Annotated in this window: 20 protein-coding genes; 5 read left to right on the forward strand and 15 right to left on the reverse strand. The window is 64.7% G+C overall.

Annotated elements, in window-relative coordinates; genetic code table 11:
- Nucleotides 1-195: 195 nt before the first annotated feature.
- Nucleotides 196-1368 carry an ABC transporter substrate-binding protein gene (locus tag AC0L3X_RS23495; protein WP_028148067.1) on the reverse strand — a complete coding sequence of 391 codons (1173 nt, stop codon included), beginning with the start codon at nt 1366-1368 and terminating at the stop codon, nt 196-198.
- 299 nt (nt 1369-1667) lie between these two features.
- Here AC0L3X_RS23495 and AC0L3X_RS23500 point away from each other — a divergent pair, with 299 nt between their 5' ends.
- Nucleotides 1668-2930 (forward strand): NAD(P)/FAD-dependent oxidoreductase, encoded by a 1263-nt coding sequence (locus AC0L3X_RS23500; RefSeq protein ID WP_063979914.1) that lies wholly within the window; start codon nt 1668-1670, stop codon nt 2928-2930.
- A 220-nt stretch (nt 2931-3150) separates the two neighbouring features.
- Here the strand turns inward: AC0L3X_RS23500 and AC0L3X_RS23505 are convergent, their stop codons facing one another.
- The 3 genes from AC0L3X_RS23505 to AC0L3X_RS23515 are packed head-to-tail and all read right to left on the reverse strand — an operon-like array spanning nt 3151 to nt 5958.
- Nucleotides 3151-4362 carry an ABC transporter substrate-binding protein gene (locus tag AC0L3X_RS23505; protein WP_063979937.1) on the reverse strand — a complete coding sequence of 404 codons (1212 nt, stop codon included), beginning with the start codon at nt 4360-4362 and terminating at the stop codon, nt 3151-3153.
- A 51-nt stretch (nt 4363-4413) separates the two neighbouring features.
- Nucleotides 4414-4737, reverse strand: a complete 324-nt coding sequence (locus tag AC0L3X_RS23510) for a 2Fe-2S iron-sulfur cluster-binding protein (protein WP_063979938.1) — start codon at nt 4735-4737, stop codon at nt 4414-4416.
- Nucleotides 4738-4749: 12 nt separating this feature from the next.
- Nucleotides 4750-5958 (reverse strand): cytochrome P450, encoded by a 1209-nt coding sequence (locus AC0L3X_RS23515; RefSeq protein WP_063979939.1) that lies wholly within the window; start codon nt 5956-5958, stop codon nt 4750-4752.
- A gap of 83 nt (nt 5959-6041) precedes the next feature.
- Here AC0L3X_RS23515 and AC0L3X_RS23520 point away from each other — a divergent pair, with 83 nt between their 5' ends.
- Nucleotides 6042-6548: a MarR family winged helix-turn-helix transcriptional regulator gene (locus AC0L3X_RS23520; RefSeq protein WP_063979940.1), complete on the forward strand. Its 507-nt coding sequence runs from the start codon at nt 6042-6044 to the stop codon at nt 6546-6548.
- A gap of 352 nt (nt 6549-6900) precedes the next feature.
- On the opposite strand, the gene AC0L3X_RS23525 is transcribed toward AC0L3X_RS23520, so the two are convergent.
- Nucleotides 6901-8751: a feruloyl-CoA synthase gene (locus AC0L3X_RS23525; protein ID WP_063979941.1), complete on the reverse strand. Its 1851-nt coding sequence runs from the start codon at nt 8749-8751 to the stop codon at nt 6901-6903.
- Nucleotides 8752-8899: 148 nt separating this feature from the next.
- Between AC0L3X_RS23525 and AC0L3X_RS23530 the strand changes: the two genes are divergently transcribed.
- Together AC0L3X_RS23530 and atzF are read left to right on the forward strand one after the other, a co-directional pair.
- Nucleotides 8900-9406 (forward strand): MarR family winged helix-turn-helix transcriptional regulator, encoded by a 507-nt coding sequence (locus tag AC0L3X_RS23530; protein ID WP_063979942.1) that lies wholly within the window; start codon nt 8900-8902, stop codon nt 9404-9406.
- A gap of 192 nt (nt 9407-9598) precedes the next feature.
- Nucleotides 9599-11404 carry an allophanate hydrolase gene (gene atzF / locus AC0L3X_RS23535; RefSeq protein ID WP_063979943.1) on the forward strand — a complete coding sequence of 602 codons (1806 nt, stop codon included), beginning with the start codon at nt 9599-9601 and terminating at the stop codon, nt 11402-11404.
- A gap of 111 nt (nt 11405-11515) precedes the next feature.
- Here the strand turns inward: atzF and AC0L3X_RS23540 are convergent, their stop codons facing one another.
- The 10 genes from AC0L3X_RS23540 to ugpB form a co-directional block, all read right to left on the reverse strand.
- Nucleotides 11516-12238: a GntR family transcriptional regulator gene (locus AC0L3X_RS23540; protein WP_014491242.1), complete on the reverse strand. Its 723-nt coding sequence runs from the start codon at nt 12236-12238 to the stop codon at nt 11516-11518.
- A gap of 4 nt (nt 12239-12242) precedes the next feature.
- On the reverse strand, nt 12243-12635 hold the full coding sequence (hpxZ, locus tag AC0L3X_RS23545) for an oxalurate catabolism protein HpxZ (RefSeq protein ID WP_063979944.1): 393 nt from the start codon (nt 12633-12635) through the stop codon (nt 12243-12245).
- A 12-nt stretch (nt 12636-12647) separates the two neighbouring features.
- Nucleotides 12648-14042: an AtzE family amidohydrolase gene (locus tag AC0L3X_RS23550; protein ID WP_063979945.1), complete on the reverse strand. Its 1395-nt coding sequence runs from the start codon at nt 14040-14042 to the stop codon at nt 12648-12650.
- Between the two features lie 7 nt (nt 14043-14049).
- The gene (locus AC0L3X_RS23555) at nt 14050-14229 is read right to left on the reverse strand and encodes a DUF4089 domain-containing protein (protein ID WP_063979946.1); all 180 of its coding nucleotides are present in this window, start codon (nt 14227-14229) and stop codon (nt 14050-14052) included.
- A 30-nt stretch (nt 14230-14259) separates the two neighbouring features.
- Nucleotides 14260-15999 carry a dipeptide ABC transporter ATP-binding protein gene (locus tag AC0L3X_RS23560; protein ID WP_063979947.1) on the reverse strand — a complete coding sequence of 580 codons (1740 nt, stop codon included), beginning with the start codon at nt 15997-15999 and terminating at the stop codon, nt 14260-14262.
- A 301-nt stretch (nt 16000-16300) separates the two neighbouring features.
- On the reverse strand, nt 16301-17200 hold the full coding sequence (locus AC0L3X_RS23565) for an ABC transporter permease (protein WP_063979948.1): 900 nt from the start codon (nt 17198-17200) through the stop codon (nt 16301-16303).
- Nucleotides 17201-17203: 3 nt separating this feature from the next.
- Nucleotides 17204-18217: an ABC transporter permease gene (locus AC0L3X_RS23570; RefSeq protein ID WP_473316845.1), complete on the reverse strand. Its 1014-nt coding sequence runs from the start codon at nt 18215-18217 to the stop codon at nt 17204-17206.
- A gap of 254 nt (nt 18218-18471) precedes the next feature.
- Nucleotides 18472-20094 carry an ABC transporter substrate-binding protein gene (locus AC0L3X_RS23575; RefSeq protein WP_283017824.1) on the reverse strand — a complete coding sequence of 541 codons (1623 nt, stop codon included), beginning with the start codon at nt 20092-20094 and terminating at the stop codon, nt 18472-18474.
- A gap of 245 nt (nt 20095-20339) precedes the next feature.
- The gene (locus AC0L3X_RS23580) at nt 20340-21287 is read right to left on the reverse strand and encodes an aminoglycoside phosphotransferase family protein (RefSeq protein ID WP_231143704.1); all 948 of its coding nucleotides are present in this window, start codon (nt 21285-21287) and stop codon (nt 20340-20342) included.
- Between the two features lie 193 nt (nt 21288-21480).
- On the reverse strand, nt 21481-22863 hold the full coding sequence (gene ugpB, locus AC0L3X_RS23585) for a sn-glycerol-3-phosphate ABC transporter substrate-binding protein UgpB (RefSeq protein WP_063979951.1): 1383 nt from the start codon (nt 22861-22863) through the stop codon (nt 21481-21483).
- A 143-nt stretch (nt 22864-23006) separates the two neighbouring features.
- On the opposite strand from ugpB, the gene AC0L3X_RS23590 reads away from it, so the two are divergent.
- The gene (locus AC0L3X_RS23590) at nt 23007-24002 is read left to right on the forward strand and encodes a TRAP transporter substrate-binding protein (RefSeq protein ID WP_063985935.1); all 996 of its coding nucleotides are present in this window, start codon (nt 23007-23009) and stop codon (nt 24000-24002) included.
- Nucleotides 24003-24049 lie beyond the last annotated feature (47 nt).

The following is a 24049-nucleotide window of genomic DNA, read 5'->3' on the forward strand; positions in this document are numbered from 1 at the left end:
CCACTACCCCCTCCCCCCCCCCCCCCCACAAAAAAACCCCTCCCCCCCCCCGCTCTTCCTCGTTTTTCGGGCGTCGCTGCGCTCGCAATGACGATGTGGGGACTATCGAGGAATACAACGACCTCCGTCCCCGCGGAGACTCCCCCTCACCCTGACCCTCTCCCCGCAGACGGGGAGAGGGGAAAAGGCATCAGCTCACTTCATCGCACACTTGTCGTGGAATCGATCCTGGTCGTTTTCCACGATCGTCGCGACCGTCTTCAGCGAGAGCTGGCCTTCGCCGTCCTTGACCACGTCCTGGAGATAGAAGCTCTGCACCGGGATGTGGTTCTTGCCGTATTTGAACGGGCCGCGCAGCGACTTGAAGTTGGCCTTCTCCATCTCGGCCTTCATCGCGTCCTTCTTGCTGGTGTCGCCCTTCACCGCGACCACCGCGCTGTTGATGAGCTGGGCCGCGTCATAGGCCTGGGCGCCGTAATAGGTCGGGCGCAGATTGGGGTACTTCTTGCGGTAGTCGGCGACGAAGCGCTTGTTCTGCTCGTTCGGGAGGTCGTTGACCCATTCCTGCGCGCCGGGAACGCCGAGCGCGTTCTCCTTCTGGAGCGGCAGCGACAGCTCGTCGACCGTGAAGGCGGTGTAGAGCGGCATCGTGCTCTTCAGGCCGGCCTGCGCATATTGATTGAGGAACTGCACGCCGGCCGCACCGGGATAGAACACGAAGATCGACTCGGCGCCCGAGGCGCGCGCCTTGGAGAGCTCGGCGGAGAAATCAAGCTGGCTCGGCCAGACCGTGTATTCCTCGCCCTTGACCTCACCCTTGAACGTGCTCTTCAGGCCTGCGAGCATGTCCTTGCCGGCCGCGTAGTTCGGCCCGATCAGGAACACGCTCTTGACGCCCTTCTGGTTCATGTAGAGGCCCATGGCGGCCGGCGTCTGGTCGTTCTGCCAGGAGGTCGAGAACACGTAAGGCGAGCACAGCTCGCCGGCGAGCTGCGACGGACCGGCATTGGCCGAGATCAGGAAGGTCTGCGAGTCCACCGCGGTCTTGAGCGAGGCCAAGAGCACGTTCGACCAGATGTAGCCGACGATGAAATCGACCTTGTCGGACTGCACCAGCTTCTCGGTCTTCTGCTTGCCGACATCGGGCTTCTGCCCGTCGTCCTCGTAGATCACCTCAACCGGCTTGCCGTCCATCTTGCGGCCGATGTGGTCGAGCGCGAGCTCGAAGGAATTGCGCATGTCGTTGCCGATCACGGCGGTCGGGCCGCTGAAGGTCGAAACGAAGCCGATCTTGATGGTGTCGCCGGCGAAAGCCTGATTTGCCAGCACCAGCGCCGCTGCGCCCGCCAGCCAGAATGCCGTCCTCATAACCACTCCCCTCCTTATTATTGATCCCGGAAACGGGGTGATCGCCGCCCCGGGTCTGTCTCTATTGAACGCAAAATCTGTCGCGCCGCCAATGGCTCAGCGCCCGCCCCTGCACCATATTTCGCCCCAATCGAGGATGGCAAGAAATATAATTCTACTCACTTCGACCAAGGCTGCGGCGCTTTTTCGCGGGATGACGATACGCCCGGCCTATGCCGCGATTGATGACGGCTATTGGACTACGGCGCCCAATGCGCACTTAGATGAAGGAGAGCAGCAGCGAGATTCGAGGGTGTATCATGGCCGCAAATCCCCACCGCGTCGTCATCGTCGGAGCCGGCTTCGGCGGGCTGGAGGCGACCTACCGGCTTGCGGGCGCGCCGGTCGAGATCACGCTGATCGACCGCCGCAACCATCACCTGTTCCAGCCGCTGCTCTACCAGGTCGCGACCGCCTCGCTCGCGACCAGCGAAATCGCCTGGCCGGTCCGGCACCTGATGCGCGACCGGCGCGAGGTGACGACCCTGTTTGCGACGGTGAGCGGCGTCGATGCCGACCGGCGCTGCGTGCTGATCGACGACGGCAGCGAGGTGCCCTACGACACGCTGGTGCTCGCCACCGGCGCCCGCCATGCCTATTTCGGCCATGACGAGTGGGAGCAGTTCGCCCCCGGCCTGAAGACGCTCGAAGACGCGACCACGCTGCGCCGTCACATCCTGGTGGCATTCGAGCGCGCCGAGCGCGAGACCGATCCGGCCAAACGCGCGGCGCGGCTGACCTTCGTCATCGTCGGCGCCGGCCCCACCGGCGTCGAACTCGCCGGCACCATCGCCGAAATGGCGCACCACACGCTCCCCGCCGACTTCCGCAACATCGACACCCACAAGGCACGCGTGGTGCTGATCGAGGCCGGACCGCGCGTGCTCGCAGGCTTCCCCGATGATCTCTCGGCCTATGCGCAGGCCTCGCTGGAAAAGATCGGCGTCGAGGTCGTGCTGGGCCAGGCCGTCACCGAGATCAACCGTGAGGGCGTCGTGTTCGGCGGAAAGCTGCTCGAAGCAAAGACGCGGATCTGGGCCGCCGGCGTGCGCGCCTCGCCCGCCGCCGAATGGCTGGGCGCACCAAGCGATCGCGCCGGGCGCGTGGAGGTCCAAGACGATCTGACGATACCTGGTCATCCCGAAATCTTTGCGATCGGCGACACCGTTGTGATCAATGCCTGGGAGGGGAAGCCGGTGCCCGGCATCGCTCCGGCCGCCAAGCAGCAGGGCCGGCACGTCGCCGAAACCATCAAGACGCGCCTGCGTGGCGAGAATAAAGGTGCATTCCGCTACAAGCACTCCGGTAGCCTCGCACAGATCGGCAAGCGGCTCGCCGTGATCGATTTCGGCAAGGTCAAACTGCGCGGCACGATCGCATGGTGGATCTGGGGCATCGCCCACATCTACTTCCTGATCGGCCTGCGCCACCGCCTCAGCGTCGCCCTGAGCTGGCTCTGGATCTACGCCCGCGACCAGCGCGCGGCGAGGTTGATCACGCAGGGAAGTAGCAAGGTGGCGTAGATCTTTCTTCCTTCTCCCCTTGTGGGAGAAGGTGGCATAGGCGGCCTTCGGCCGCCGTTCTCAAGAACGCCGAAGCAAAGCTTCGGTTATGGCGCCGGATGAGGGGTTCTCTCCACTCGCACGACCATTCGTGAGGAGAGAGACCCCTCACCCGGCTTCGCTTCGCGAAGCCACCCTCTCCCACAAGGGGCGAGGGTGCAGCAGCGCTCGTAGCTATCTTTTACTTCACCAGCTCACATCCGCCCTCCGCGAGCGGCCTAAACGCCTGATCCGCGGGAATCGTCGAGACCAGCTTGTAATAGTCGTACGGATATTTCGACTCCTCCGGCTTCTTCACCTCGAACAGATACATGGGATGCACGACGCGGCCGTCCTGGCGGATCGTGGTGTCGCCGAACAGCTTGTCCTTACCCCTGAACTTCTTCATCGCGGGCACGGCGTCCTTCGCATTGTCGCTGCCGGTTGCGGCGACCGCGTTCAGATAAGCGAGCGTCGAGGCATAGACGCCGGCCTGGTTGCCGCTCGGCATCTTGCCGTTCATGCCGGGCCGCGCCGCAAATCGCTTGGCGAAGGCGCGGGTATCGTCGTTCATGTCCCAGTAAAACGCTTCCATGAGCTGGAGGCCCTGCGCGACCTTGATGCCCATGCCATGGACGTCGTTGATGAAGAGCAGGAAGGCGACGAGCTTCTGCCCGCCTTGCTGGATGCCGAACTCGGCAGCCTGCTTCACCGCGTTGATGGTGTCGCCGCCGGCATTGGCGAGGCCGATCACCTGCGCTTTCGAGCCCTGCGCCTGCAACAGGAAGGAGGCGAAATCGGAGGTGCCGAGCGGATGTTTCGAGGAGCCAAGCACCTTGCCGCCATGCGCCTCGATGTATTTCTGCGCCTCCGCCTCGATGCCCTTGCCGAGCGCATAGTCGACCGTGAGGAAATACCAGTCCTTGCCGCCGCGCGCCATCATCGCCGCCGCGGTGGTGTTGCCGGTCGCCCAGGCATCGTTGACCCATTGGATCGTATTGGGCGAGCAGGCCTTGCCGGTGAGATCCGAGCTCGCCGTGGACGACGCCAGGAAGGTCATGCGGCTGTCGCGCAGCAGCGTGTTGATGGAGAGGCCGACGGCCGAATTCGGCACGTCGACGATGGCATCGACACCCTCGACATCGAGCCATTTGCGCGCGATCGCGTTGCCGACATCGGCCTTGTTCTGGTGGTCGGCATAGACGATCTCGACCTTGATGCCTTTGCCGCCGCCGTTGAAATCCTCGGCGGCCATGCGCGCGGCCTCGACCGAGCCCATGCCGTTGGTGTCCTGGAAGATGCCCGAGATGTCGTTGAGCACGCCGACGCGCACGACATTGTCGGAGATCTCGGCGCTCGCCGCGCCGCTCATCAGGCTCGCCGCCAGCGCGAGAGTCCATTTCAGGTGTTTCATCGTTCCCTCCCCTTTGTGTGTCGCGCCGGTCGCCGCCGGCTCGTTCTGGAATCAGACCTGCCGTTCCGGCAATCTCAGCACCAGCCCGTCGAGCGCGGGCGTGATCATGATCTGGCAGGCCAGCCGGCTGTTCGGCAGCCGCTCGGCGGCGGTGCCGTCGAGCAGCGCGTCTTCGTCATCAGCCATCGCGGGCAGGCGCGCGAGCCAGGCTGCGTCGATATAGACGTGGCAGGTCGCACACATGGCATTGCCACCGCACTCGGCCAGGATACCGTCGAGACCATGGCGGGTCGCGGCCTGCATGGCGCTTTCGTCGCCTGAAGTTTCGACACGATCGAACTTGCCGTCGACATGGATGAAAGTGATGGCTGGCATCGAGGCTCCTCGTCAGGCCGGGGTGATGGTGACCGGCAGGCTGTCGAGCCCGCGCAGCGTGTTGTTGAAGCGGCGTTTCGGCTCGCCCGTGATCTCGATCTTCGCGATACGCCGCGCCAGCGCCGTCAGCATCACTTCGCCTTCGAGGCGCGCGACGAGCTGGCCGACGCACATGTGGATGCCGGAGCCGAAACCGACATGGCCGGACGAGCGACGCGTGATGTCGTAGCTGTCGGGCTTGTCCCAGCGACGCGGATCGCGATTGGCGGCGGCAAGGAACATCAGCACCTTCTCACCTTCACCGATCGTCGCGCCTGATAGCTCGACCTCACGTGTGGTGGTGCGGAAGAAGGTCTGCACCGGGCTTTCGAAACGAACCGCTTCCTCGAAGGCGCTACGCGCGAGCGTGAGATCGCCGCGCAGGCGCTGCCATTGCTCGGGGAAGCGCGCGAGGCAATAGACGGCCGCGCCGATCCCGTTGACAGTGGTGTCGAGGCCAGCCGACAGCAGCGAGCGCACCAGCAGTGGCGCTTCGGTGGCCGTGATCGCGCCCTCGTCGACCTGGGCATGAATGCAGGCGCCAAAGCCGCCGGGCGCAAGGTTCTCGCGCTGGCACTGCTCGGCAACATAGGCTTGATGGGGCGTCGAACGCGCAATCGCCTCCCGGCGCAGCTCGTTGGGCGGCCCGAATGCGTTGAACACGACGCTCGCGTAGGGAATCAGATGCTCGCGCCCCGCGGATTTCAGCCCGAGCGCATCCGGGAAGATCGAGAGCGGATAGGCCTCGGCGAGGTCGGCGATCGCGTCGAAGCTGCGCCTTTCGATCAGCGCGTCCACCCGCTCCTCGGCCGCCGCGGCGAAGCGGTCGCGCACCTGCTTCATCACGGTCGGCGACAGCACCTTCGAGAGCACGGCGCGGGTCCGCGTGTGCGCGGGCGGATCGGCCTCGAGGATCAGGCTCGGCGGCCGCCACGGCGTCTCCTTCTTGAAATCGGAGAGGCCGACGCCGCGGCTGGAGCAGAACGTCGCGGGATCGTTCAGGACGGCATGGACCTCGGCATAGCGTGCCACGCCATAGACGTTCCACTTGTCGAGATAGACGACCGGACCTGCCTCCCGCAGCAGCTCGTGCGTGGGATAGGGGTCGGCGAAAAAATTCATGTCGAAGGGATCGACGTCGAGATGCGGGACGCCTGATACGGCGGAGCCAGGTGCGCTCATTGAAGTCCTCCCTCATTTTGATCTTGTGAAAGAGCCGCGCTTGCCCTTAGGTCTTCGGACACGCCGCGAGACAAAAGACCGATATGCCGCCGTCTTCGACCAGAGCCCGCCAAAGGCCCGCACCCGCCGAAACCGGGCCGACGCTCGATCTCGACCGTTATGTCCCGGCTTTCGTCACCTTCATCGCCAACAAGCTCTCGAACAGCGCCACCGCGTTCTACCAGCGCGAGTTTGGCGTCAACGTCACGGAATGGCGGATCATGTCGCTGCTGGCGATCGAGCCCGGCATTCCCGCCTCGCGGATCTGCCACGTCATCGGTTTTGACAAGGGGCCGGTGAGCCGGACGCTCGCGGGGCTGGAGAAGCGCGGGCTGGTCTCGATTCGAACCGACCCGAATGACGGCCGCACCCATTCCATCGCGCTCACGGCCAGAGGCCGCGCCACCCATGACAAGGTGATCGTCGCGGCGTTCGATCGCGAGCGGCGGCTGTTGTCCTGCCTGAGCAAGGACGAGCGCGAGGTGCTGATCGATCTGCTGCGCCGGCTGCACGAAAATCTCGGCGCAGTGACCGGCAGCAGCACCAGTTGACGCGCGCGTGAAGCGCGCGGCATCGCCGCCTTCAGGCATACGCCGGCATTTGCCCGCGGCACCCTCTCTGCCGAGCATCGTTTCCTCCAGGATCAGGCGCAGCGGTTCCCCCGCCGTCATCCTTGTCTGGAACGGTTCGCACAAATTAGTTGCTTAAGCAACAAAAGAATCATGCAGGATATTGCGGCAGAATGGCTGGCGTATTTCGCGAGCTGCTCGACCCATCCCCGTCATTGCAAGCGCAGCGAAGCAATCCAGAGCCCCACCGGGGAAAGATTCTGGATTGCTTCGCTGCGCTCGCAATGACGATGTGGACAGAGCGTGGCCTCACTCCGACTTGATCTGCCAGTGGCTACAGACCGATCCACTCACCCGACGCATCATCATGCACGCGCGCCACCGCATCGGCACGCCGCGTCAGCACGGCGCGCTGGTTGATGTAACCCTTGTCGGTGATCTCTCCTCCGTCAACCGACGGCGGCTCGGCGAGCAGCAGCGCGCGCGTCGCGTGGCCGGAGGAGTTGGTGCCCTGCTGCTTCAGCTTCGCCAGGCCCTGCGCGATCGCAGCCCTGACCCTCTCATCGCCAAGCACATCGTTGACGCCTGCCGTCTCGGGCAAGCCGGCATGGGCACGGCACGCGGCCATGTTCGGGAAGACCAGGAAGCGCACCTCGTCGCCGCCATGGCCGACGACGACGATATCCTGCGCCAGCGGCGCGAGTGCCGCGATGCCGGCGACGCGCAGCGTGCCGACGCTGACCCAGGTGCCGGAATTGAGCTTGAAGTCTTCCGCAACACGACCATCGAAGAACAACCCGCGCTCCGGCCTGTTCGCATCGGCAAGCTTCACGGCATCGCCAATGAGATAAAAGCCCTCGTCGTCGAAAGCCTGCTTCGTCAGCTCCGGCGCCTTCCAGTAACCCGGCGTGACATTGGGGCCGCGCACGCGCACCTCCAGCTTGTCGCCCGACGTGACGAGCTTCAGCTCGGTTCCGGGAATGGGCACGCCGATATTGCCCGAGCGCTCTGCGAGGAAATGACAGTCGGTCGCGAGCGGTGACGTCTCGGTCGAGCCCCAGGCCGACACCATCGGCAGCGGACGACCAACCGTCGCCACCGAAAGCTGCTCGAGCGCGTCCCAGAGGTTCTGCGGCAATGCGGCGCCGGCATAGAAGGCGAATTTCACCTCGCCGAAGAAGCGGCGGCGCAGCTCCTCGTCGCCGCGCAGCGCTGCGATCAGCATGTCGAAGCCGCGCGGCACGTTGAAATAGACCGTCGGCATCACGCTTTTCAGATTGGCGAGTGACGTTGCGAAGAGACCGGGCGCGGGCTTGCCGCCGTCGATATAGAGCGACCCGCCGTTGCGCAGCACGAGATTGAAATTGTGGTTGGCGCCAAAGGTATGGCTCCAAGGCAGCCAGTCGAGGATCACGAGATCGCCGCGGCCCGGTTCGAGAAACGTCCAGGTTTGCGCCTTGGCCTGCTGGCTCGAGGTCAGCATGCGCTGCGTATTGATGACGGCTTTCGGCGTGCCGGTCGAGCCCGAGGTGAACAGGAATTTTGCGATCGTGTCCGGCGCCACCGCGGCGAAGGCTTTTGCGACGTTGCCCGTTTCGGGCGTCGCCGCAATGTCACGGAAGGCCAGCGCATCAGCATCGCCGGCATTTCCGCTGATGATCTGCGCGCTGTGCAGCGGCTTGATCGCGGCCAGCGCCGCGGCAAACGGCTTCGTCGCGGAGACATAGATCGCGCCGGGCTCCAGCAGCGCAATCATGCTCTTGAGCTTGTCGAAATCTTTCGACATCAGCGAATAGGCCGGCGAGATCGCGGCCGAGGGCACGCCGACATGCTGGGCCGCAAGGGCGAGTAGCGCATGGTCGATGCTGTTGTCGGAGAGGATGACGACGGGACGCTCGGCGCTGAGCTCTTGCGCCAAGATCCAGCTCGCTGCTGCGCGCACCCGCCGCAGGGCACCCGCGTAGGTCATGGTGGCCCAGGGCGTGTCGGCGCTGTCGCGCTCGGCGAGGAAGATCGCATCAGGCGTCTGCCGCGCCCATTGCTCCAGCCAGTCGCCGATGCAGCGCGCGCTGTCGCGCAAGGGGTCTGGCGAGCGCAGCACGATGCTGCCGTCGGCGCGATGCTCGGCGACGGTCTTGGGCGTTGCGAACAGGCTCGAAGCGTCACCGCGTGCGGCGGTTGTCATGGTTTCCTCCTCGCCCGTATCAGGGATCGGCTACAGCCTCGTTCCGGGCCGCTTTGACCATATTGTTTGGCACGACAATTGTTGTCGTCAACAACAATCTTCCACAGAGGCCTTCGAAGCGCTAAGGTTGCTCGGCAGGAGAGATCACGTGACAGCCAGCGCAGCCCGAACTGAGCCCCGCCCCTCCCCACGCAAACGTGCCGGCAACGGCGCGGCGCGGCCGAACGACGCGGACGAGATCGGCCTCGACGCGCTGGTCGGGCACGCCGGTTATGCGGTGCGGCGCTTCCAGATCTGGATCTTTCAGGACTTCATCAAGACGCTCGGCGAGGTCGATATCAAGCCGACGCAGTATTCCGTGCTGACGGTCATCGGCGCCAATCCGGGCCTGTCCCAGATGGCGGTGGCGAAGCGGCTCGGCATCGAGCGCGCCCGGCTGGTGCATCTGCTCGACAGCCTCGAACAGCGCAAGCTGGTGAAGCGGATCAAGTCGAAGGCGGACCGCCGCGCCCACGCGCTGCACCTCACCGCACCGGGGGAGACGGCGCTTGCCAAATTCAAGCGCCTCGCCGCCGAGCACGAGCGGCATGTCGTGGAGAAGATCGGCAAGGAGAACCGAGAGCGGCTGCTCCAGATCCTTGCCGGCTTCACCTGATCGAGACTGCCCAACATTTACGCAAATGCCCGTATCAGGGCGCTGGCACGACGGCCCATCAATCCTCGAAATATCCAACAAGCCACTGATCCCTCGACAATATCCGGGGCATTGCGCCTGCCCGGATTGTGTACACAATGGCACATCGCTTGCTTCAATCCGGGTAAGACCTGTTGCCGGAGTTTTGTCACCATGGGGGCTGAGCAGCCTGAAACGATCGCCGCGATTGTGGCCGCGCATCGCGCGGGCACGATCACGCCTGCGCAGACCGTCGCGCGAACCTATCAGCGCATCCGCGATCACAACGATCCCGCAATCTTCATCAGCCTGCGCGACGAGAAGGACGCGATCGCGGAGGCCGAGAAGCTTGCCGCAAGGGATGCCACCAGCCTGCCGCTCTACGGCGTGCCGATCGCGGTGAAGGACAATATCGACGCGCTGGGATTTCCGACCACCGCGGCCTGCCCGGCCTTCTCGTATACGCCGACGCATGATTCGACCGCGGTGGAGCGCCTGCGCGCGGCCGGCGCGATCATCATCGGCAAGACCAATCTCGACCAGTTCGCAACCGGCCTCGTCGGCGTGCGCTCGCCTTATGGCATCCCCAAAAATTCGATCCGCGAGGATCTCATTCCTGGAGGCTCGAGCTCTGGCTCGGCGGTCGCGGTGGGTGCCGGACTCGTGCCGCTGTCGCTGGGCACGGACACCGCCGGCAGCGGCCGGGTGCCGGCGATGCTCAACAACATCGTCGGGCTGAAGCCGAGCCTCGGCATGATCTCGACTGCTGGCCTGGTGGCGGCATGCCGCACGCTCGACTGCATCTCGGTATTCGCTTTGACCGTCGACGACGCCGCCCTCGCACTCTCCGTGATGGCGGGTCCAGACCAGGCCGACCCGTTCTCGCGCGACCGGCCGCTCGGCGCGATCACGCAGTTCCCCGCGAATTTGCGCCTCGGCGTACCGCGCAACGGACAACTGATCTTCTTCGGCGACAGGAAGGCAGAAGCCACTTACGGCGATGCGCTGAAGCGCTGGACCGCGCTCGGCGCTAAGCTGGTCGAGTTCGACCTCGAGCCGTTCTACGAGACGGCGCGGCTGCTCTATGAGGGGCCGTGGGTCGCCGAGCGTTATCTCGTGATCAAGGATCTGCTGGCATCCGCGCCTGATTCGATTCATCCGGTGACGCGCGAGATCACCGTCGCCGGCGCGCGGCTGACCGCTGCGGAAACCTTCTCTGCGCTCTACCGTTTGCAGGGCCTGCGCAAGATCGCCGAGCGCACCTTCGCCAATATCGACGCGCTGGTGCTGCCGACCGCGCCGACCGCGTATACGACCGCGCAGGTGCTGGCCAATCCGATCGAGCTCAACAGCCGGCTAGGCACCTACACCAATTTCGTCAATCTGCTCGACCTCTGTGGCCTCGCGGTACCGGCGTCGATGCGCACCGACGGCATTCCGTTCGGTATCACGCTGCTCGCGCCTGCGGGGCGCGATGCGCTGCTTGCGAGCATCGGCCGTGCATTCCATGCGGATACGAAACTGACCGTCGGCGCGAAGGGTGTGGCGCAGGCCCCGTTGGCGCCGCTTGCCGCAAGCAGCAGCGACGAGATTCCGATCGCAGTGGTCGGCGCTCACCTGTCCGGCATGGCGCTGAACGGCGAATTGAAGGCGCTCAACGGAAAGCTAATCGAAGCGACCAGGACCGCGCCCGACTACAAGCTCTACGCCCTCAAGACCACGCCCCCGAAGCCGGGCATGCTGCGCGTCGAGGCTGGCACGGGCGCGTCGATCGAGCTGGAGATCTGGTCGCTGTCGTCATCCGCGTTCGGCAGGTTCGTGAATGCAATTCCAGCGCCGATGGCAATCGGCACAATCAGGCTTGCGGACGACCGCAGCGTGAAGGGGTTTCTCGTCGAGCCGGAGGTGCTGGGCGAGGCGCGCGATATAACGGCGTATGGTGGCTGGCGGAAGTTCATGGCGGAAGCAGCGAAGACGTAGGTCTCGTAGGGTGGGCAAAGCGCAGCGTGCCCACCATCACCGCGCGTTGAGAAAGACGGTGGGCACGGCGCTTTGCGCCTTTGCCCACCCTACGGTACCGCGTTTGCCGCCCTACACCGACACCGCGTAAATCTCATACTCGCCGCGCACCAGCTCGATATGCGCGCGCATGGCGGCGGCGGCGCCCTGCTTGTCGCCGCGCATGATCGCGACGACGACGCGGTCGTGCTCGGCTTGCGACTTTGCCAATCGGCCGAGATTGCGGAACTGGGCGCGGCGGAACGGTTGCACGCGGACGCGCGTCGCCAGCGTGATCTCGGCGATGTAGCCATTCTGCGATCCCGCATAGATCGCGTTGTGGAAGCGCTCGTTGACCTCGTGGAAGCGATCGGGATTGCCGGCGTAGCTGAGCACGCGCAGCTCTTCGTGGATGGCTTCGAGACCGTGGCGCTCGGCAGCCGACATGCGCTCGGCGGCAAGGCCGGCGCAGAGCGCCTCGAGCTCCGCCATTGCCTCGAACATGCTTTTCAGCCGCTCGACCGAAGGCTGCGCCACCACCGCGCCGCGATGGGCGCGCGATTCGACGAGGCCGCTCGCCACCAGCTGGCGCAACGCCTCGCGGACCGGTGTGCGCGAGACGCTGAAGCGCCGCGCGATGTCGGTTTCATCAAGCGGCGCGCCGGGCGCCAGGGTTCCACGCACGATCTCGTCGGCGAGTTGAAGCCGCAGTTCCTCGGCGCGCGTGATCTTGTGCACGCTGGGCTGCGCCCGGTCGACGCGCGGCACCACCGGCTCGGCCGGCAATGTTCCGGGCGGAAGATCGTCAAGCGTCATACGATCAGGTCTCTTTCGACTCGTCGATGATGCTGACATGGGCGGCGGCGACGCGCCAGCCCTCCGGGAAGCGAATCCAGGTCTGCATCTGCCGGCCGACCTTGCCGGGAGCCGTGTCGCGGTAGAACAGAGTGGAGGCGACGGCCGTGTCACGGCCATAGCTGGTGATCACGGTTTTCGCGGTGCGGCGGTTCAGGCCGACCGGCGAGCGGCCAGCGCGGAAGCCGGAGATCGCCTCATAGCCGTAGAGGTTCTCGCCGATGCCGTAGCGCAGCGTGCGGGGATCGTTGCGGAAGAGCTCGCCGAGCACGGCGACGTCGTTGGTGATCAGGGCCTGCTCATAGCGCTCGAACGCGGCCTTCACTTCCGCGATCACCTCGGGGAGATCGATCTCCATTCTAAATTCCTCTCAAAGTCCCCTTGGCGACGGCGCGGATACCACGCCCATCTGCTCCAATGCGTGCGCGACGCGCAGCGCGATATCCTCGCGCCAGGGCGCGGCGATGATCTGGACGCCGATCGGCAGCGGCTCGAGCGGCACAGGCACGGCGACGACCGGCAACCCGATGAACGAGATCGGCTGGGTGTGGATGCCGATATTGGCGCGAACCGGCAACTCGACGCCGTCGAGCGTGAAATTCACCTGGCCAAGCTTCGGCGCGGTACAGGGCGTGGCCGGCGCAATCAGCACGTCGACGGATTTGAAGATCTCGGCGAGCTGCGCGCGATACCAGCGGCGGAATTTCTGCGCGCGGTCGACCAGCGGCGCCGGCACCATGGCGCCGGCGATCAGCCGGTCGCGCACGGCGGGATCGAAATCGTTCGGGCGCTTGCGCAGGCGATCGAGATGCAGCGAGGCGCCTTCGGTGGTGGTGATGACATAGGCGGCCGCGCGGGCGCGCGAGGCTTCAGGCACGTCAACGATCTTCGTCACCCCGAGCGCCTTGGCGACGCGGCTGACGGCTTCGACGGCCTCGGGAAACACGTTCTTCTGAAAGTGCCCGCCGGCAATCGCGATGCGCAGGTCCGAAATCGGATTGGCGAGCAGCGGCACCGTCGGTTCGAGGCCACGCGTGGTGCAGGCAGCATCATCCGCATCGGGTCCCTGCATCGCGTCATAGGCGAGCGCGAGGTCGGCGGCGGAGCGCGCGAACGGACCGAGATGATCGAGGCTCGCGACGAATGGGAACGAGCGCGCCCGCGACAGCCGGCCATAGGTCGGCTTCAAACCAAAGATGCCGCAGAAGGAGGACGGCACGCGGATCGAACCATTGGTGTCCGAGCCGAGCGCGATCGGCACCAGCGCGCCGCCAACTGCGCTCCCCGAACCACCGGACGAGCCGCCGGTCATCCGGGTCGTGTCATGCGGATTGCGCGAGGGACCGTCATGGACGTTCTCGCCGGTGAAGTCGTAGGCGTATTCGCCCATGTTGAGCGCGCCGACGAGCACGGCGCCGGCGGCTTCCATCCGCTCGATCAGCGTGGCATCGCGTTTCGCTGGCGCAAGGTCGCGGTTGATCTTCGAGCCGGCGCGTGTCGGCAGGCCTGCGACGTCAAACAGGTTCTTCACCGCGAAGGGAACGCCGGCAAGTGGGCCAACCTCCTTGCCCGCCGCGATGTCGGCGTCGATCGCACGCGCCTTCGCACGGGCGCGATCGGCGGTGAGGTCGGTGAAGGAATTGAGGACGCCATCGTGCTGCTTGATGCGCGCAAGCGCAGCTTCGGTGGCATCGCGTGCCGACATCTTGCCGCCGGCCACAGCCTTGGCGATGTCCGCAGCCGTCATCTCTGGCTTGGTGGTCATGGCGGGGTCAGACCGTGAAGATCGGCGCGGGCTCGGTCTCGTCCGGCAGCGCGAATTCGTCGACCAGTCGGCCAAGCCGGAGCGAGACTTCGAGATTGGCGCGCACCGCCGGCCTCCAGGCCTCCTCGACCGGCAGCGCCAGCGCTTTCGATACGGCGTCGATATACTCGTCCAGCGGCTCGGCCATCACGCTCCCAAACAATCTCTCAGTGCACTCTTAGTGGACCTGCAACGGCGGATGCGGGATCGCCGTCAGCAGCTCCTTGGTATAGTCGTCCTGCGGATCGCTGAGGACCTTTTCGGAAGGGCCCTCTTCGACGATTCGACCTGTCCGCATGACAATGACACGATCGCACAACAAGCGCACTACGTTCAAATCATGCGAGACGAACAGATAACTCATACCTAAGCGCGCTTTCAGGTCCTGAAGCAGATTGAGGACCACGGCCTGCACCGAGACGTCCAGCGCCGCGGTCGGCTCGTCCAGGATGACGAGTTTTGGATGCAGCGCGATGGCGCGCGCGATGCCGACGCGGGCCTTCTGGCCGCCGGAGAGCTGGTGCGGAAACCGATCCAGCAGATTGTGCGGCAGCCCGACCATGGTGGCGAGCTCCTCGCAGCGCGCTCGCAGTGCATCGCGGCCCCTGATGTCGCCGAGCTGCATGATGGGGTCGGCGATGGCGCGGGCGGCGGTGAAACGCGGGTTGAGGCTGTCGGTCGGGTCCTGGAACACCATCTGGATGCGGCTGCGCTGCGGCAGCCGGGCAAACGACGCCGGCTGGATGGCGCCGATGTCCTCGCCGTCGAACTGGATCAGGCCCGAGGTCTGGTCGAGCAGCCGCATCACCATCATCGACGTCGTCGATTTGCCGCAGCCGGACTCGCCGACCAGGCCGACGCTCTCGCCATGGCCGATGGAGAGGCTGATGCCGTCGACGGCGCGGAAGACGTCCGGCTCCACCGGCGGCTTGCGGCCGAACAGTTTTCCGAGCGTGGCGGTGGCGCCCTGGCGGGGATACTCTTTCACGAGCTTTTCGATGAGCAGGAGGGGCTTGGAGGTCTCACCTTGCGAAGGCTGATGGATGGCCGGGTCAGGCCCGGCCATGACGGCTGCGGATGAGGACGCGCCCTCCTCCTCGGCCAACAAATCCCGCAAGGACACGCCGAGCCGCGGCGTCGCGCGCATCAGCTTCTTGGTGTAGGGGTGCTGCGGGTTGGCGAAGATGTCGGCGGCTTTCGCGGTCTCGACCACGCGGCCCTTTTCCATCACCACGACGCGGTCGCAATAGGCTGCGGCCAAACCCAGATCATGCGTGATCAGGATGGTCGACATCGCACGCCGCTTGGTCAGCTCGACGATCAGGTCCATCACCGCCTTCTGGGTGGTAACGTCGAGGCCGGTGGTCGGCTCGTCCGCAATCAGGAGCTGCGGATTGCAGGCGAGCGCGAGCGCGATGACGACGCGCTGGCACATGCCGCCTGACAGCTCGAACGGATAGGCGTGGTAGCGCTCGCGCGGGCGGGCGATCTTGACCTGCTCCAGCGCCTCGATCGCCTTTTCTCCGTGGTCCGAAACCATCGCCTGCTGCACATGAGTACGCAGCACGTCCTCGATCTGGTCGCCGACTTTCCGGATCGGGTTGAGCGCGGCGCGCGGGTTCTGGAAGATCATCGAGACTTCGCGCCCGCGCAGGTCGCGCATCTGGCCTTCGGATGCCGCCTTCACGTCGATGCCCGAGAACATCACCGAGCCCTCGGCGATCCGCCCCGCCCGGTCGAGGATGCGCATCACCGCATAGGACGTCACCGACTTGCCGGAGCCGGACTCGCCGACGATGGCGAGCGTCTCGCCCTTGGCGACGGAAATGTTGACGTGCTGGACGGCTTTGACGATGCCGCGGCGGGTGGTGAATTCGACCGTGAGGTCCTGGACGTCGAGCAGGGGCTGGGCGGTCATGCGGACCTCCCGATCAAAAATGTCGAAAACAACCCCATGCACAGTAGAATGGGGTTGGAATCATTGGTGAATTTCGGCGGGAAATTTGCGTGTGAGGCGGGCACCGGCCTCTCATTCCCTCCCCCCTTGCTGGGGAGGGGCAGGGAGAGGGCTAGCCACGAGCTCAGACCTCGCCCGGGGCTACCCCTCTCCCATAGCCGAAGCTTCGCTTCGGCGTTGACTAAGAGGACGGCCGCCGAAGGCGGCCTGTGCCTCCCCCGCAAGGGGGGAGGGAGCGCATCGGCGTGCTTGGAAACAATCATCACGTCCTCCGCTGCGGGTCGACGATGTCGCGGAGGCCGTCGCCGAGGAGGTTGAAGCAGAACACGGCGATCATCAGAGCAAGGCCGGGGAATAGCGCGATCCACCATTCGCCCGACACCATGAAGCCCGCGCCTTCGGCGACCATGATGCCCCATTCGGCGGTCGGCGGGCGGACGCCGAGGCCGATGAAGGACAGCCCCGCGGCATTGAGGATGGCGTAGCCCATGGTCAGCGACATCTGCACGATCATGATCGGCATGATGTTCGGCAAGATGTGCACCAGCAGGATGCGGAATTCGCCGTTGCCCGACAGACGCGCGGCCTGCACGAAGCCGGCATTGCGGCGGACATTGGCCTCGGCGCGCGCGACGCGGGCATAGAGCGGAAAGTTCACGATGGCCGTGGCCAGAATGATGTTCTGCACGGTGTTGCCGAGGGCGGCGACGATGCCCATCGCCAGCACGAACAGCGGAAACGCCATGATGGTATCGGCGATACGGCCGACGATGCGATCGGTCCAGCCGCCGAAATAGCCGGCCGCGATGCCGGCGAGGCCGCCCATCAGGAACACCAGCACGACGGAGGCGACCGCGATGAACGTATCGAGCCGTGTCGCCACGACGACGCGGCTGAAGATGTCGCGGCCGAGCTGATCGGTGCCGAACCAATGCGCCATCGACGGCGGCTTCAGCGCCGCGGCGGTATCGGAAGCGAGTGGATCATACGGCACCACGTAGGGGCCGAAGATCGCCGCGATAAGGATCACGATCAGCAGCGCGAAGGCGAAACCCGTGACCTTGTTCTCGCCGAGAACGTAGCGGGTCTGTTCGAGGATCGCGACCAGCCCTGATGTCCGCGCGGGACCGACGGGTTCAACAGCAGGCGCAACGGAGCTCATGATCTAGCCCTCCAACCTGACACGCGGATCGATCACGCCGTAGAGAATGTCGATCACGAGATTGAGCAGCACGTACATGACCGCCATGGTCAGCACAAAACCTTGCACGGGCGCGAAGTCCGACGAGATCAGCGCCTCCACCGCGTAGGAGCCGATGCCGGGCCAGGCGAACACTTTTTCCACCAGCACGTTGGCCCCTAACAGAAACGAGAACACCATGCTGAGCGTGGTGATCACGGGGAGCATCGCATTGCGGAACGCGTAGGTGACGATGACCGTTGTCGGCGACAGGCCGCTGGCGCGTGCCGTGCGCGCGAACTCCGACGACAATACCGCCAGCATCGAGGCGCGCGTCATGCGCGCGATCGGCGCCAGCGAGAAGATCGCAAGCGTCGTCGCCGGCAGGATGAGCTGGCTCAGCGCCGAGCGGAACGCCTCGAAGTCGCGCGCGATCAGGGTGTCGATCAGATAGAAGCCGGTCACCGTCGGCGGCGCGCTGTAGAACACATCGAGGCGGCCGAGCGGCGCGGGTGACCAGCCTAGCCTGAAGTAGAAGACATAGACCAGCACCAGGCCGGTGAAGAACACGGGTAACGACACGCCGGCCGTCGTCGTGACACGGCAGAGATGGTCGACCCATGATCCCGGCCGCGTCGCCGCCAGCACGCCGAGCGGGATCGCAATCACGACCGAAACGATGAGGCCGAGCAGCGTGAGCTCGGCGGAAGCCGGCAGGCGGTTGCGGATCTCGGCCGCGACCGGCTGCCCCGTGGTGAGCGAGTTGCCGAAATCGCCATGGGCGAGGTCGTTGGTGTAGCGGAAAAACTGCTCGATCAGCGGCCTGTCGAGCCCGAGCTTCTTGCGGATCTGCTCAACGGCTTCCTTGGTCGCGGCGGGACCGGCGAAGTATGCGGCGGGATCACCGGGCAACGCGCGCGTCAGCAGGAAGGTGACGATGACGACCCCGATCAGCGAGGGAATCGCGAACATCAGGCGCTTGCCGATCATGGTCAGCATGGGAGCGCTCTCCTTCTGCTTGGCAATTGTGAGCAGGCTGGCTCCGCTGCGTTCCCTCCCCCCTTGCGGGGGAGGGCTAGGGAGAGGGGTGGCCCCAGGAGAGGTCGGAGTTCGTGGCTACCCCTCTCCCCGACCCTCCCCCGCAAGGGGGGAGGGAGCGAGAGATTGGTGGCCATCTCACGCGATGACGAAACCGCATCGCGAGCAGAGAGACAAACACATGCCGATGCGTCGCCGACGATCAGCATGACGGCTCACCCCTTCACCAGCGCGCGGTAATCCAGCCTCCGGTGGAACCAGTATTGGTAGCCGCTGATGTTCTTCTGCATCGCGACGTTGACGAAGGGCTGGTACAGCGGGATGCGCGGGATGTCGGTGAAAGCGAGATCGACGAAGCCCTTCACGTCGGCATCGTAGGTCGCAGTGTCGCCGGTCGCCGCCGCCGTGCGGGCGCCGTCGATCAGCTTGTCCATCTCCGCCGACTTGTAGCTCATGGTGTTGAAGACGGAATTGTTGCCGTGATAGCACCAGTAGAAGAAGTACTCGGGGTAATCGAGCCAGCCCGAGAACACGTTGGTGAAGAGCGGCATCTCCTTCTTGTTCAGCTCGGTGCGCCAGTTGGCGCCGGGCACCTTGTTGATGGTCGTCTTGATGCCGATCTGCGCGAGAGATTCCTGCACCAGCACGCAGAGCGGCTCGTTGACGCCCGCGAAGTTGAGATCGAACGAGATCGTGGTCTCGAAGCCGTTGGCGAGGCCTGCCTCCGCCATCAGCGTTTTCGCCTTCTCAATGTCGGTGTTGTATTTGTGCGGCTGCGGCCAGGCGACTTCGGTCGGCTTGTCCTTGGGCGCGCCGAACATCGGGTTGGCGAGGCCGAACATCACCGCGTCCATGATCTTCTGATAGGGCAGCGCATAGGCAACCGCCTGGCGAACTTTTGGATTATCGAACGGCGGCTTGGTGACGTTCATGCCGATATACTGGATGCCGTTGGAGAACGGCAGCGACACGACGTTGAGCTTGCCGTTCGCCTTCATCTCCTGAAAGTCCTTGTTGGGCAGCTCGTAGGAGATGTCGGCGTCGCCGCGCTCCAGCAGCGCGCGGCGGTTGCCGGCCTGCGGCACCATGCGCCAGATCACGCGCTTGATCTTCGGCAAGGGACCGCAGACCCAATCCTCGTTGCGCTCCATGATGACTTCGGTGCCGGCGGTCCACTTCGTCACCTTGTAGGCGCCGGAGCCCGCGGTCTGCTGCTTGGTGAATTCGAGACCCCAGGGGTCCTTCTCACTGGCGTTCTTCTTCACCAGCTCGGAGTTGACGATGCAGGGCACGATGACCGCGAGATCGGGGATCGTGAGCTTGTCCTTTTTCAGGAAGTCGACGCGCACGGTGGTGTCGTCGATCACGACGAACTGCTCCGGCTTGGTCAGCGAGCCCGCGCTCATCTGGAAGGTCGGGAAACCGCCGACGCTGACGGCGCGGTCGAGCGACCACTTCACATCCTTGGCGGTGACGGGCGTGCCGTCGTGGAATTTGGCGTTCTTGCGCAGCTTGAAGGTGACCGACATGTCGTCGATCTTCATCTCCTCGGCGAGTTCGCCCTTGAACTTGTCGCGGTCGTAATAGGGCACGCCGCCGGGGCCGACCTTCATCTCGTGGCTGATCAGGCGGTCGTAGCAATTCCACGACACTTCATAGCCGGGCACGTTGGTGCCGACGCCGTGGATGTCGAGATTGTTCGGGCCGCCTTCCGAGACGATCAGCAGCGTCTCCGAACGCGCATCGGCATAGGCGGTGGAGACGACCTGTGGGATCGCCGGAAGCGCCGCGCCTGCGGCCAATCCGGACACGGACTTGAGGAAATCGCGGCGCTTCATGGAAAATGCTCCAACGCAAAAGTTTCTGGTTGGAACAGGGATTCGCAAGGTTCGTGCCAGCGCTTAATGGGTTCTTAATTTCCATATAAAGCGTTGATTCCAATCTATTTTTTGTGATTTCGGCGGCTGATCGCCTTTTGGGCAAGCCGGTCAATTGCATACAAAGATGCGATTCTGCTTCAAAAATAAGCTGAAAGATTGAGCGCTGCTGGATTGAGCAGGACGTCGCAGATGGCCTGGGCGGTTCAGCCCGCCCAGATCAGATCCTGCAACTCGACGAGATCGTTCGCCCTGTCCTGCCAGCCCTCGATACAGACGTGGCTGTTGAGGTCACTGGCGCGGTGCAGCAGCATCAGCGCCATCAGCCGGCGCTTGAGCGCATAGTCCGGCTTTGCATAGCCAAAGCCCTCGAGCAGACTGCGCACCCTCCCCGGCCGGCCGGCCGCCATGAAGGCGCCGGGGCCGAGCAGATCGTAGTCGCGCCATCCCGTCAGCACGTCGCCGAAGTCGAACAGGCCCGCGAGCGACCATTGATCGTCATGACAGGCGAGCAGGAAGTTCTGAGGGATATATTCGCCGACCAGGATCACCGGCGGCGCATCCATCGGGATCAGTTTTGCAGCGTCACGCAGGAGATCGTCGAGGCCTTCGAGGAATTTCGGCGCAAGGCCGAGGCGCATGTGCCGCGCCTTGCAGCCCTGCATCTGGGCGCGCATGAACGCATCCCAGCGCGGCTCGATCTCCGCCAGCGGTCCGAGCGGTGCGCGCTGCACGGCGGCGATGGTCTCGCCGATCTGGCGCAGCAGGCGCTCCTTCTGCGCTTCGGCCAATTGCGGCCACACCTCCGAGCCGAGCGTGCCGGCAAGACGCGTGATGACGAGATAGGGCCAGCCATCGCGCTCACCCTCCGCGACGATCTCCGGGATCGGCAGATGAAGGCGGCCGGCAAGCTGCGCCAGCGACCCGCGTTCGGACACGAATTGCGCGCCGAGCTGCGGCGGGAAGATTTTCAGGATCAGCTTCTCACTGAGGCCGACGACGAGATTGGTGCCGGTCGCAAACACGTGCGGCGCGCTGATATCGAGACCGTGGCTGCGCGCGATGTCGAGCGCAATTCCCAGCCATTGCCGTGGATCAGAGCGAAAGGCGAGAAAGCTGTCCGCATCGGCGAAGTGAGGTAGTTTCATCGACATCGCGACCTTATGCATTTCAAAAACAGTTCCCCTCGCGGCCCATCCTTCGAGACGCCCCGCTTTGGCGGGGCTCCTCAGGATGAGGGCGGAGTGCGTGGCAGCGATTTTGGCAGGCACCGATGCCGCTTAGCCTCATCCTGAGGAGGCCGCGAAGCGGTCGTCTCGAAGGACGAGGCGCGCACTCACGCATACGCTACCGGTCCGGGCTGGCGCGCTCGAACTGGCGCAGCAGCTTGTTGCCGCGCTCGACCGCGGCATCGAGCGCGGCCTGCGCGCCCTTCTGGCCGGTAAAGGCCTGCTCCAGCTCGTCCTCGATTGCGCCGCGGATCAGCACGAAGGAGCCGAGCCGGATGCCCTTCGAGTTCTCCGTCGGCTGATGCAGCGTGATCTCCTCGAACGAGATCGCGGAGCCCGGATTGCGCTCGTAAAAACCCTGCGCGCGCGTCAGCTCGAAGGCGGCGCGGGTGATCGGCAGATAGCCGGTGTTCTGGTGCCAGGCGGCCTGCACGCCGGGCTGCGACAGATAGGCGAAGAACCGTGCCACGCCCTTGTATTCCGCGCGCGGGCGGTCGCGCAGCACCCACAGCGTGGCACCGCCGATAATCGAGTTCTGCGGCGCGTTCTTCACATCGGGCCAGTACGGCATCATGCCGTAGCCGATATCGAACTTCGAATTCGCCTTGATGTCGGCCCGCGTCGCCGAGGAGCCGATGAAGATGCCGCATTCGCCCTTCTGGAAGCGCGGCTCGGCCGACTGCCCGCGGCCGCCGTAATCGAACACCTTGTCCTTCTGCCACTCGGCGAGCTGGGCGATGTGTTGCACGACGACCGGGTTGTTGATGGTCAGCTCGGCATCCAGCCCCGCAAAGCCATTGGTCCGCGTCGCGAGCGGCAGATTGTGGAAGGCGGAGAAATTCTCGATGTGGATCCAGGACGGCCAGGAGGTGGTGAAGCCGCACACAGCGCCGCGCTCGCGCAGGCGTTTTGCGGCAAGCCCAAGCTCGGGCCATGTCTTCGGCGGCGTCTCCGGATCGAGGCCCGCGTCGCGGAACATGGTCTTGTTGTAATAGAGGATCGGCGTCGAGGAATTGAACGGGAAGGACAACAGATTGCCGGCCGCATCGGTGTAATAGCCGGAGACTGCGGGAAGGTAATCGCCCAGCGAGAACGGCTCGTTCATGTCCCGCATCATGGTGAACACGGGATAGATCGCGCCCTTGGCCGCGGTCATGGTGGCGGTCGCGACCTCGTTGACCTGGACGATCGCCGGTTGGCTGCGCGAGCGGAAGGCGAAGATCGCCGCCGTCACCGTCTCGGTGTAGTTGCCCTTGTAAGCAGGCACGATGCGGTAATCGGACTGCGAGGCGTTGAAGTCGGCGGCGAGCTTCTCGAGCTGCCGGCCAAGCTCGCCGGACATGGCGTGCCACAGCGCGATGTCGGTTGCGGCGCGCGCCTGAAGAGGCATTGCGAGGACGATGAAAGCGGCGAGGATCCGCAAAAGACTCGATGCTGAAATCACGATGGCTCTTCCCGTGTCGCGCGGCAAAGGCGACCGTACCTGCTTAAGGCGCGGCATTTCCTGTTTCAACCGGGAATGAACGGCGGCCGCGCCGCACAATCGCTCCGCCGGGTGCGGCGGGATGGCCTTCCCTCAACCATCTGCTAGATTGCATTGAACCTTTTTGCTTCGCCATAGACTCCACCACTGAGGGGTTGAGTGTGCCAGTGCTGAACCGTGCCGAACTCTCGCGGACCGGGTTGATCTTCGTCGCGCTTCTGCTCGCGGTCTGCGCGACGAGCGCAGCTGCGCGCGAATTCCGCGCCGCCGACACCCAGGCCGAGGATTACCCGACCGTCCAGGCGCTGCGCTACATGGGCGCGCTGATTGCCGAGCGCACCGGCGGCCGGCACGAGATCAAGGTGTTCCATTCCCGTCAGCTCGGCGAAGAGAAGGAGACCATCGAGCAGACCAGGGTCGGCGCGATCGACCTTAACCGGACCAATGTGGCGCTGATCGGCAACTTCGTCCCGGCGATGAACGTGCTCGCCATGCCGTTCCTGTTCCGGTCCATCGAGCACATGCAGAAGGTGCTGGACGGGCCGATCGGCAGCGAGATCCTCGGCAGTTTCGAGCCCTACGGCTTCGTCGGGCTCGCCTTCTACGATTCCGGCGCGCGGTCGATCTACAACGGCGTCCGTCCGATACGAAGTGTCGCCGACCTCAAGGGATTGCGGATCCGGGTGCAGCAGTCGGAGTTGATGAGCGAGATGATTCGCTCGCTCGGCGCCGAGCCGGTCGAGATGCCCTACGGGCAGGTGCTCACCGGGCTTGCCAACCATCTGATCGACGGTGCCGAAAACAACTGGCCATCTTTCGTGACGACAGACCATTACAAACATGCCGGCCACCTCGCGCTCACCGAGCACACGATGAGCCCGGAAGTGCTGGTGATCTCGCTGAAGGCCTGGAAGAGCCTGTCGGCCGACGACCAGCAGATATTCCGCGAAGCCGCGGCTCGCTCCAGCCGGTTCATGCGCGAGAAGTGGCGCGACCTCGAAGAGCAGTCGCAGCACAAGGCTGAAGCCGCCGGCATCACCGTCGCCAGGGATATCGACCGCAAGCCGTTCGAGGGCGCGATGGCTGCGATCTATGCCAAGGCGGGGCGCGATCCCGCCGCGGCCGCGCTGATCGAACGCATTCGCAAGGTGGAGTGAGCCGCTTGGCTGCGCCTGGACCCAGCGAGCACGCAGACAGGCCGCCC

This window comes from Bradyrhizobium sp. MI1.7 (genome assembly GCF_055811795.1).

Excerpts from the sequence above, each read along its gene's own strand:
- AC0L3X_RS23495 (WP_028148067.1), bottom strand. The coding sequence starts at position 1,368 with ATGAGGACGGCATTCTGGCTGGCGGGCGCAGCGGCGCTGGTGCTGGCA.
- AC0L3X_RS23500 (WP_063979914.1), top strand. The coding sequence starts at position 1,668 with ATGGCCGCAAATCCCCACCGCGTCGTCATCGTCGGAGCCGGCTTCGGC.
- AC0L3X_RS23505 (WP_063979937.1), bottom strand. The coding sequence starts at position 4,362 with ATGAAACACCTGAAATGGACTCTCGCGCTGGCGGCGAGCCTGATGAGC.
- AC0L3X_RS23510 (WP_063979938.1), bottom strand. The coding sequence starts at position 4,737 with ATGCCAGCCATCACTTTCATCCATGTCGACGGCAAGTTCGATCGTGTC.
- AC0L3X_RS23515 (WP_063979939.1), bottom strand. The coding sequence starts at position 5,958 with ATGAGCGCACCTGGCTCCGCCGTATCAGGCGTCCCGCATCTCGACGTC.
- AC0L3X_RS23520 (WP_063979940.1), top strand. The coding sequence starts at position 6,042 with ATGCCGCCGTCTTCGACCAGAGCCCGCCAAAGGCCCGCACCCGCCGAA.
- AC0L3X_RS23525 (WP_063979941.1), bottom strand. The coding sequence starts at position 8,751 with ATGACAACCGCCGCACGCGGTGACGCTTCGAGCCTGTTCGCAACGCCC.
- atzF (WP_063979943.1), top strand. The coding sequence starts at position 9,599 with ATGGGGGCTGAGCAGCCTGAAACGATCGCCGCGATTGTGGCCGCGCAT.
- AC0L3X_RS23540 (WP_014491242.1), bottom strand. The coding sequence starts at position 12,238 with ATGACGCTTGACGATCTTCCGCCCGGAACATTGCCGGCCGAGCCGGTG.
- hpxZ (WP_063979944.1), bottom strand. The coding sequence starts at position 12,635 with ATGGAGATCGATCTCCCCGAGGTGATCGCGGAAGTGAAGGCCGCGTTC.
- AC0L3X_RS23550 (WP_063979945.1), bottom strand. The coding sequence starts at position 14,042 with ATGACCACCAAGCCAGAGATGACGGCTGCGGACATCGCCAAGGCTGTG.
- AC0L3X_RS23555 (WP_063979946.1), bottom strand. The coding sequence starts at position 14,229 with ATGGCCGAGCCGCTGGACGAGTATATCGACGCCGTATCGAAAGCGCTG.
- AC0L3X_RS23560 (WP_063979947.1), bottom strand. The coding sequence starts at position 15,999 with ATGACCGCCCAGCCCCTGCTCGACGTCCAGGACCTCACGGTCGAATTC.
- AC0L3X_RS23565 (WP_063979948.1), bottom strand. The coding sequence starts at position 17,200 with ATGAGCTCCGTTGCGCCTGCTGTTGAACCCGTCGGTCCCGCGCGGACA.
- AC0L3X_RS23570 (WP_473316845.1), bottom strand. The coding sequence starts at position 18,217 with ATGCTGACCATGATCGGCAAGCGCCTGATGTTCGCGATTCCCTCGCTG.
- AC0L3X_RS23575 (WP_283017824.1), bottom strand. The coding sequence starts at position 20,094 with ATGAAGCGCCGCGATTTCCTCAAGTCCGTGTCCGGATTGGCCGCAGGC.
- AC0L3X_RS23580 (WP_231143704.1), bottom strand. The coding sequence starts at position 21,287 with ATGTCGATGAAACTACCTCACTTCGCCGATGCGGACAGCTTTCTCGCC.
- ugpB (WP_063979951.1), bottom strand. The coding sequence starts at position 22,863 with ATGCCGCGCCTTAAGCAGGTACGGTCGCCTTTGCCGCGCGACACGGGA.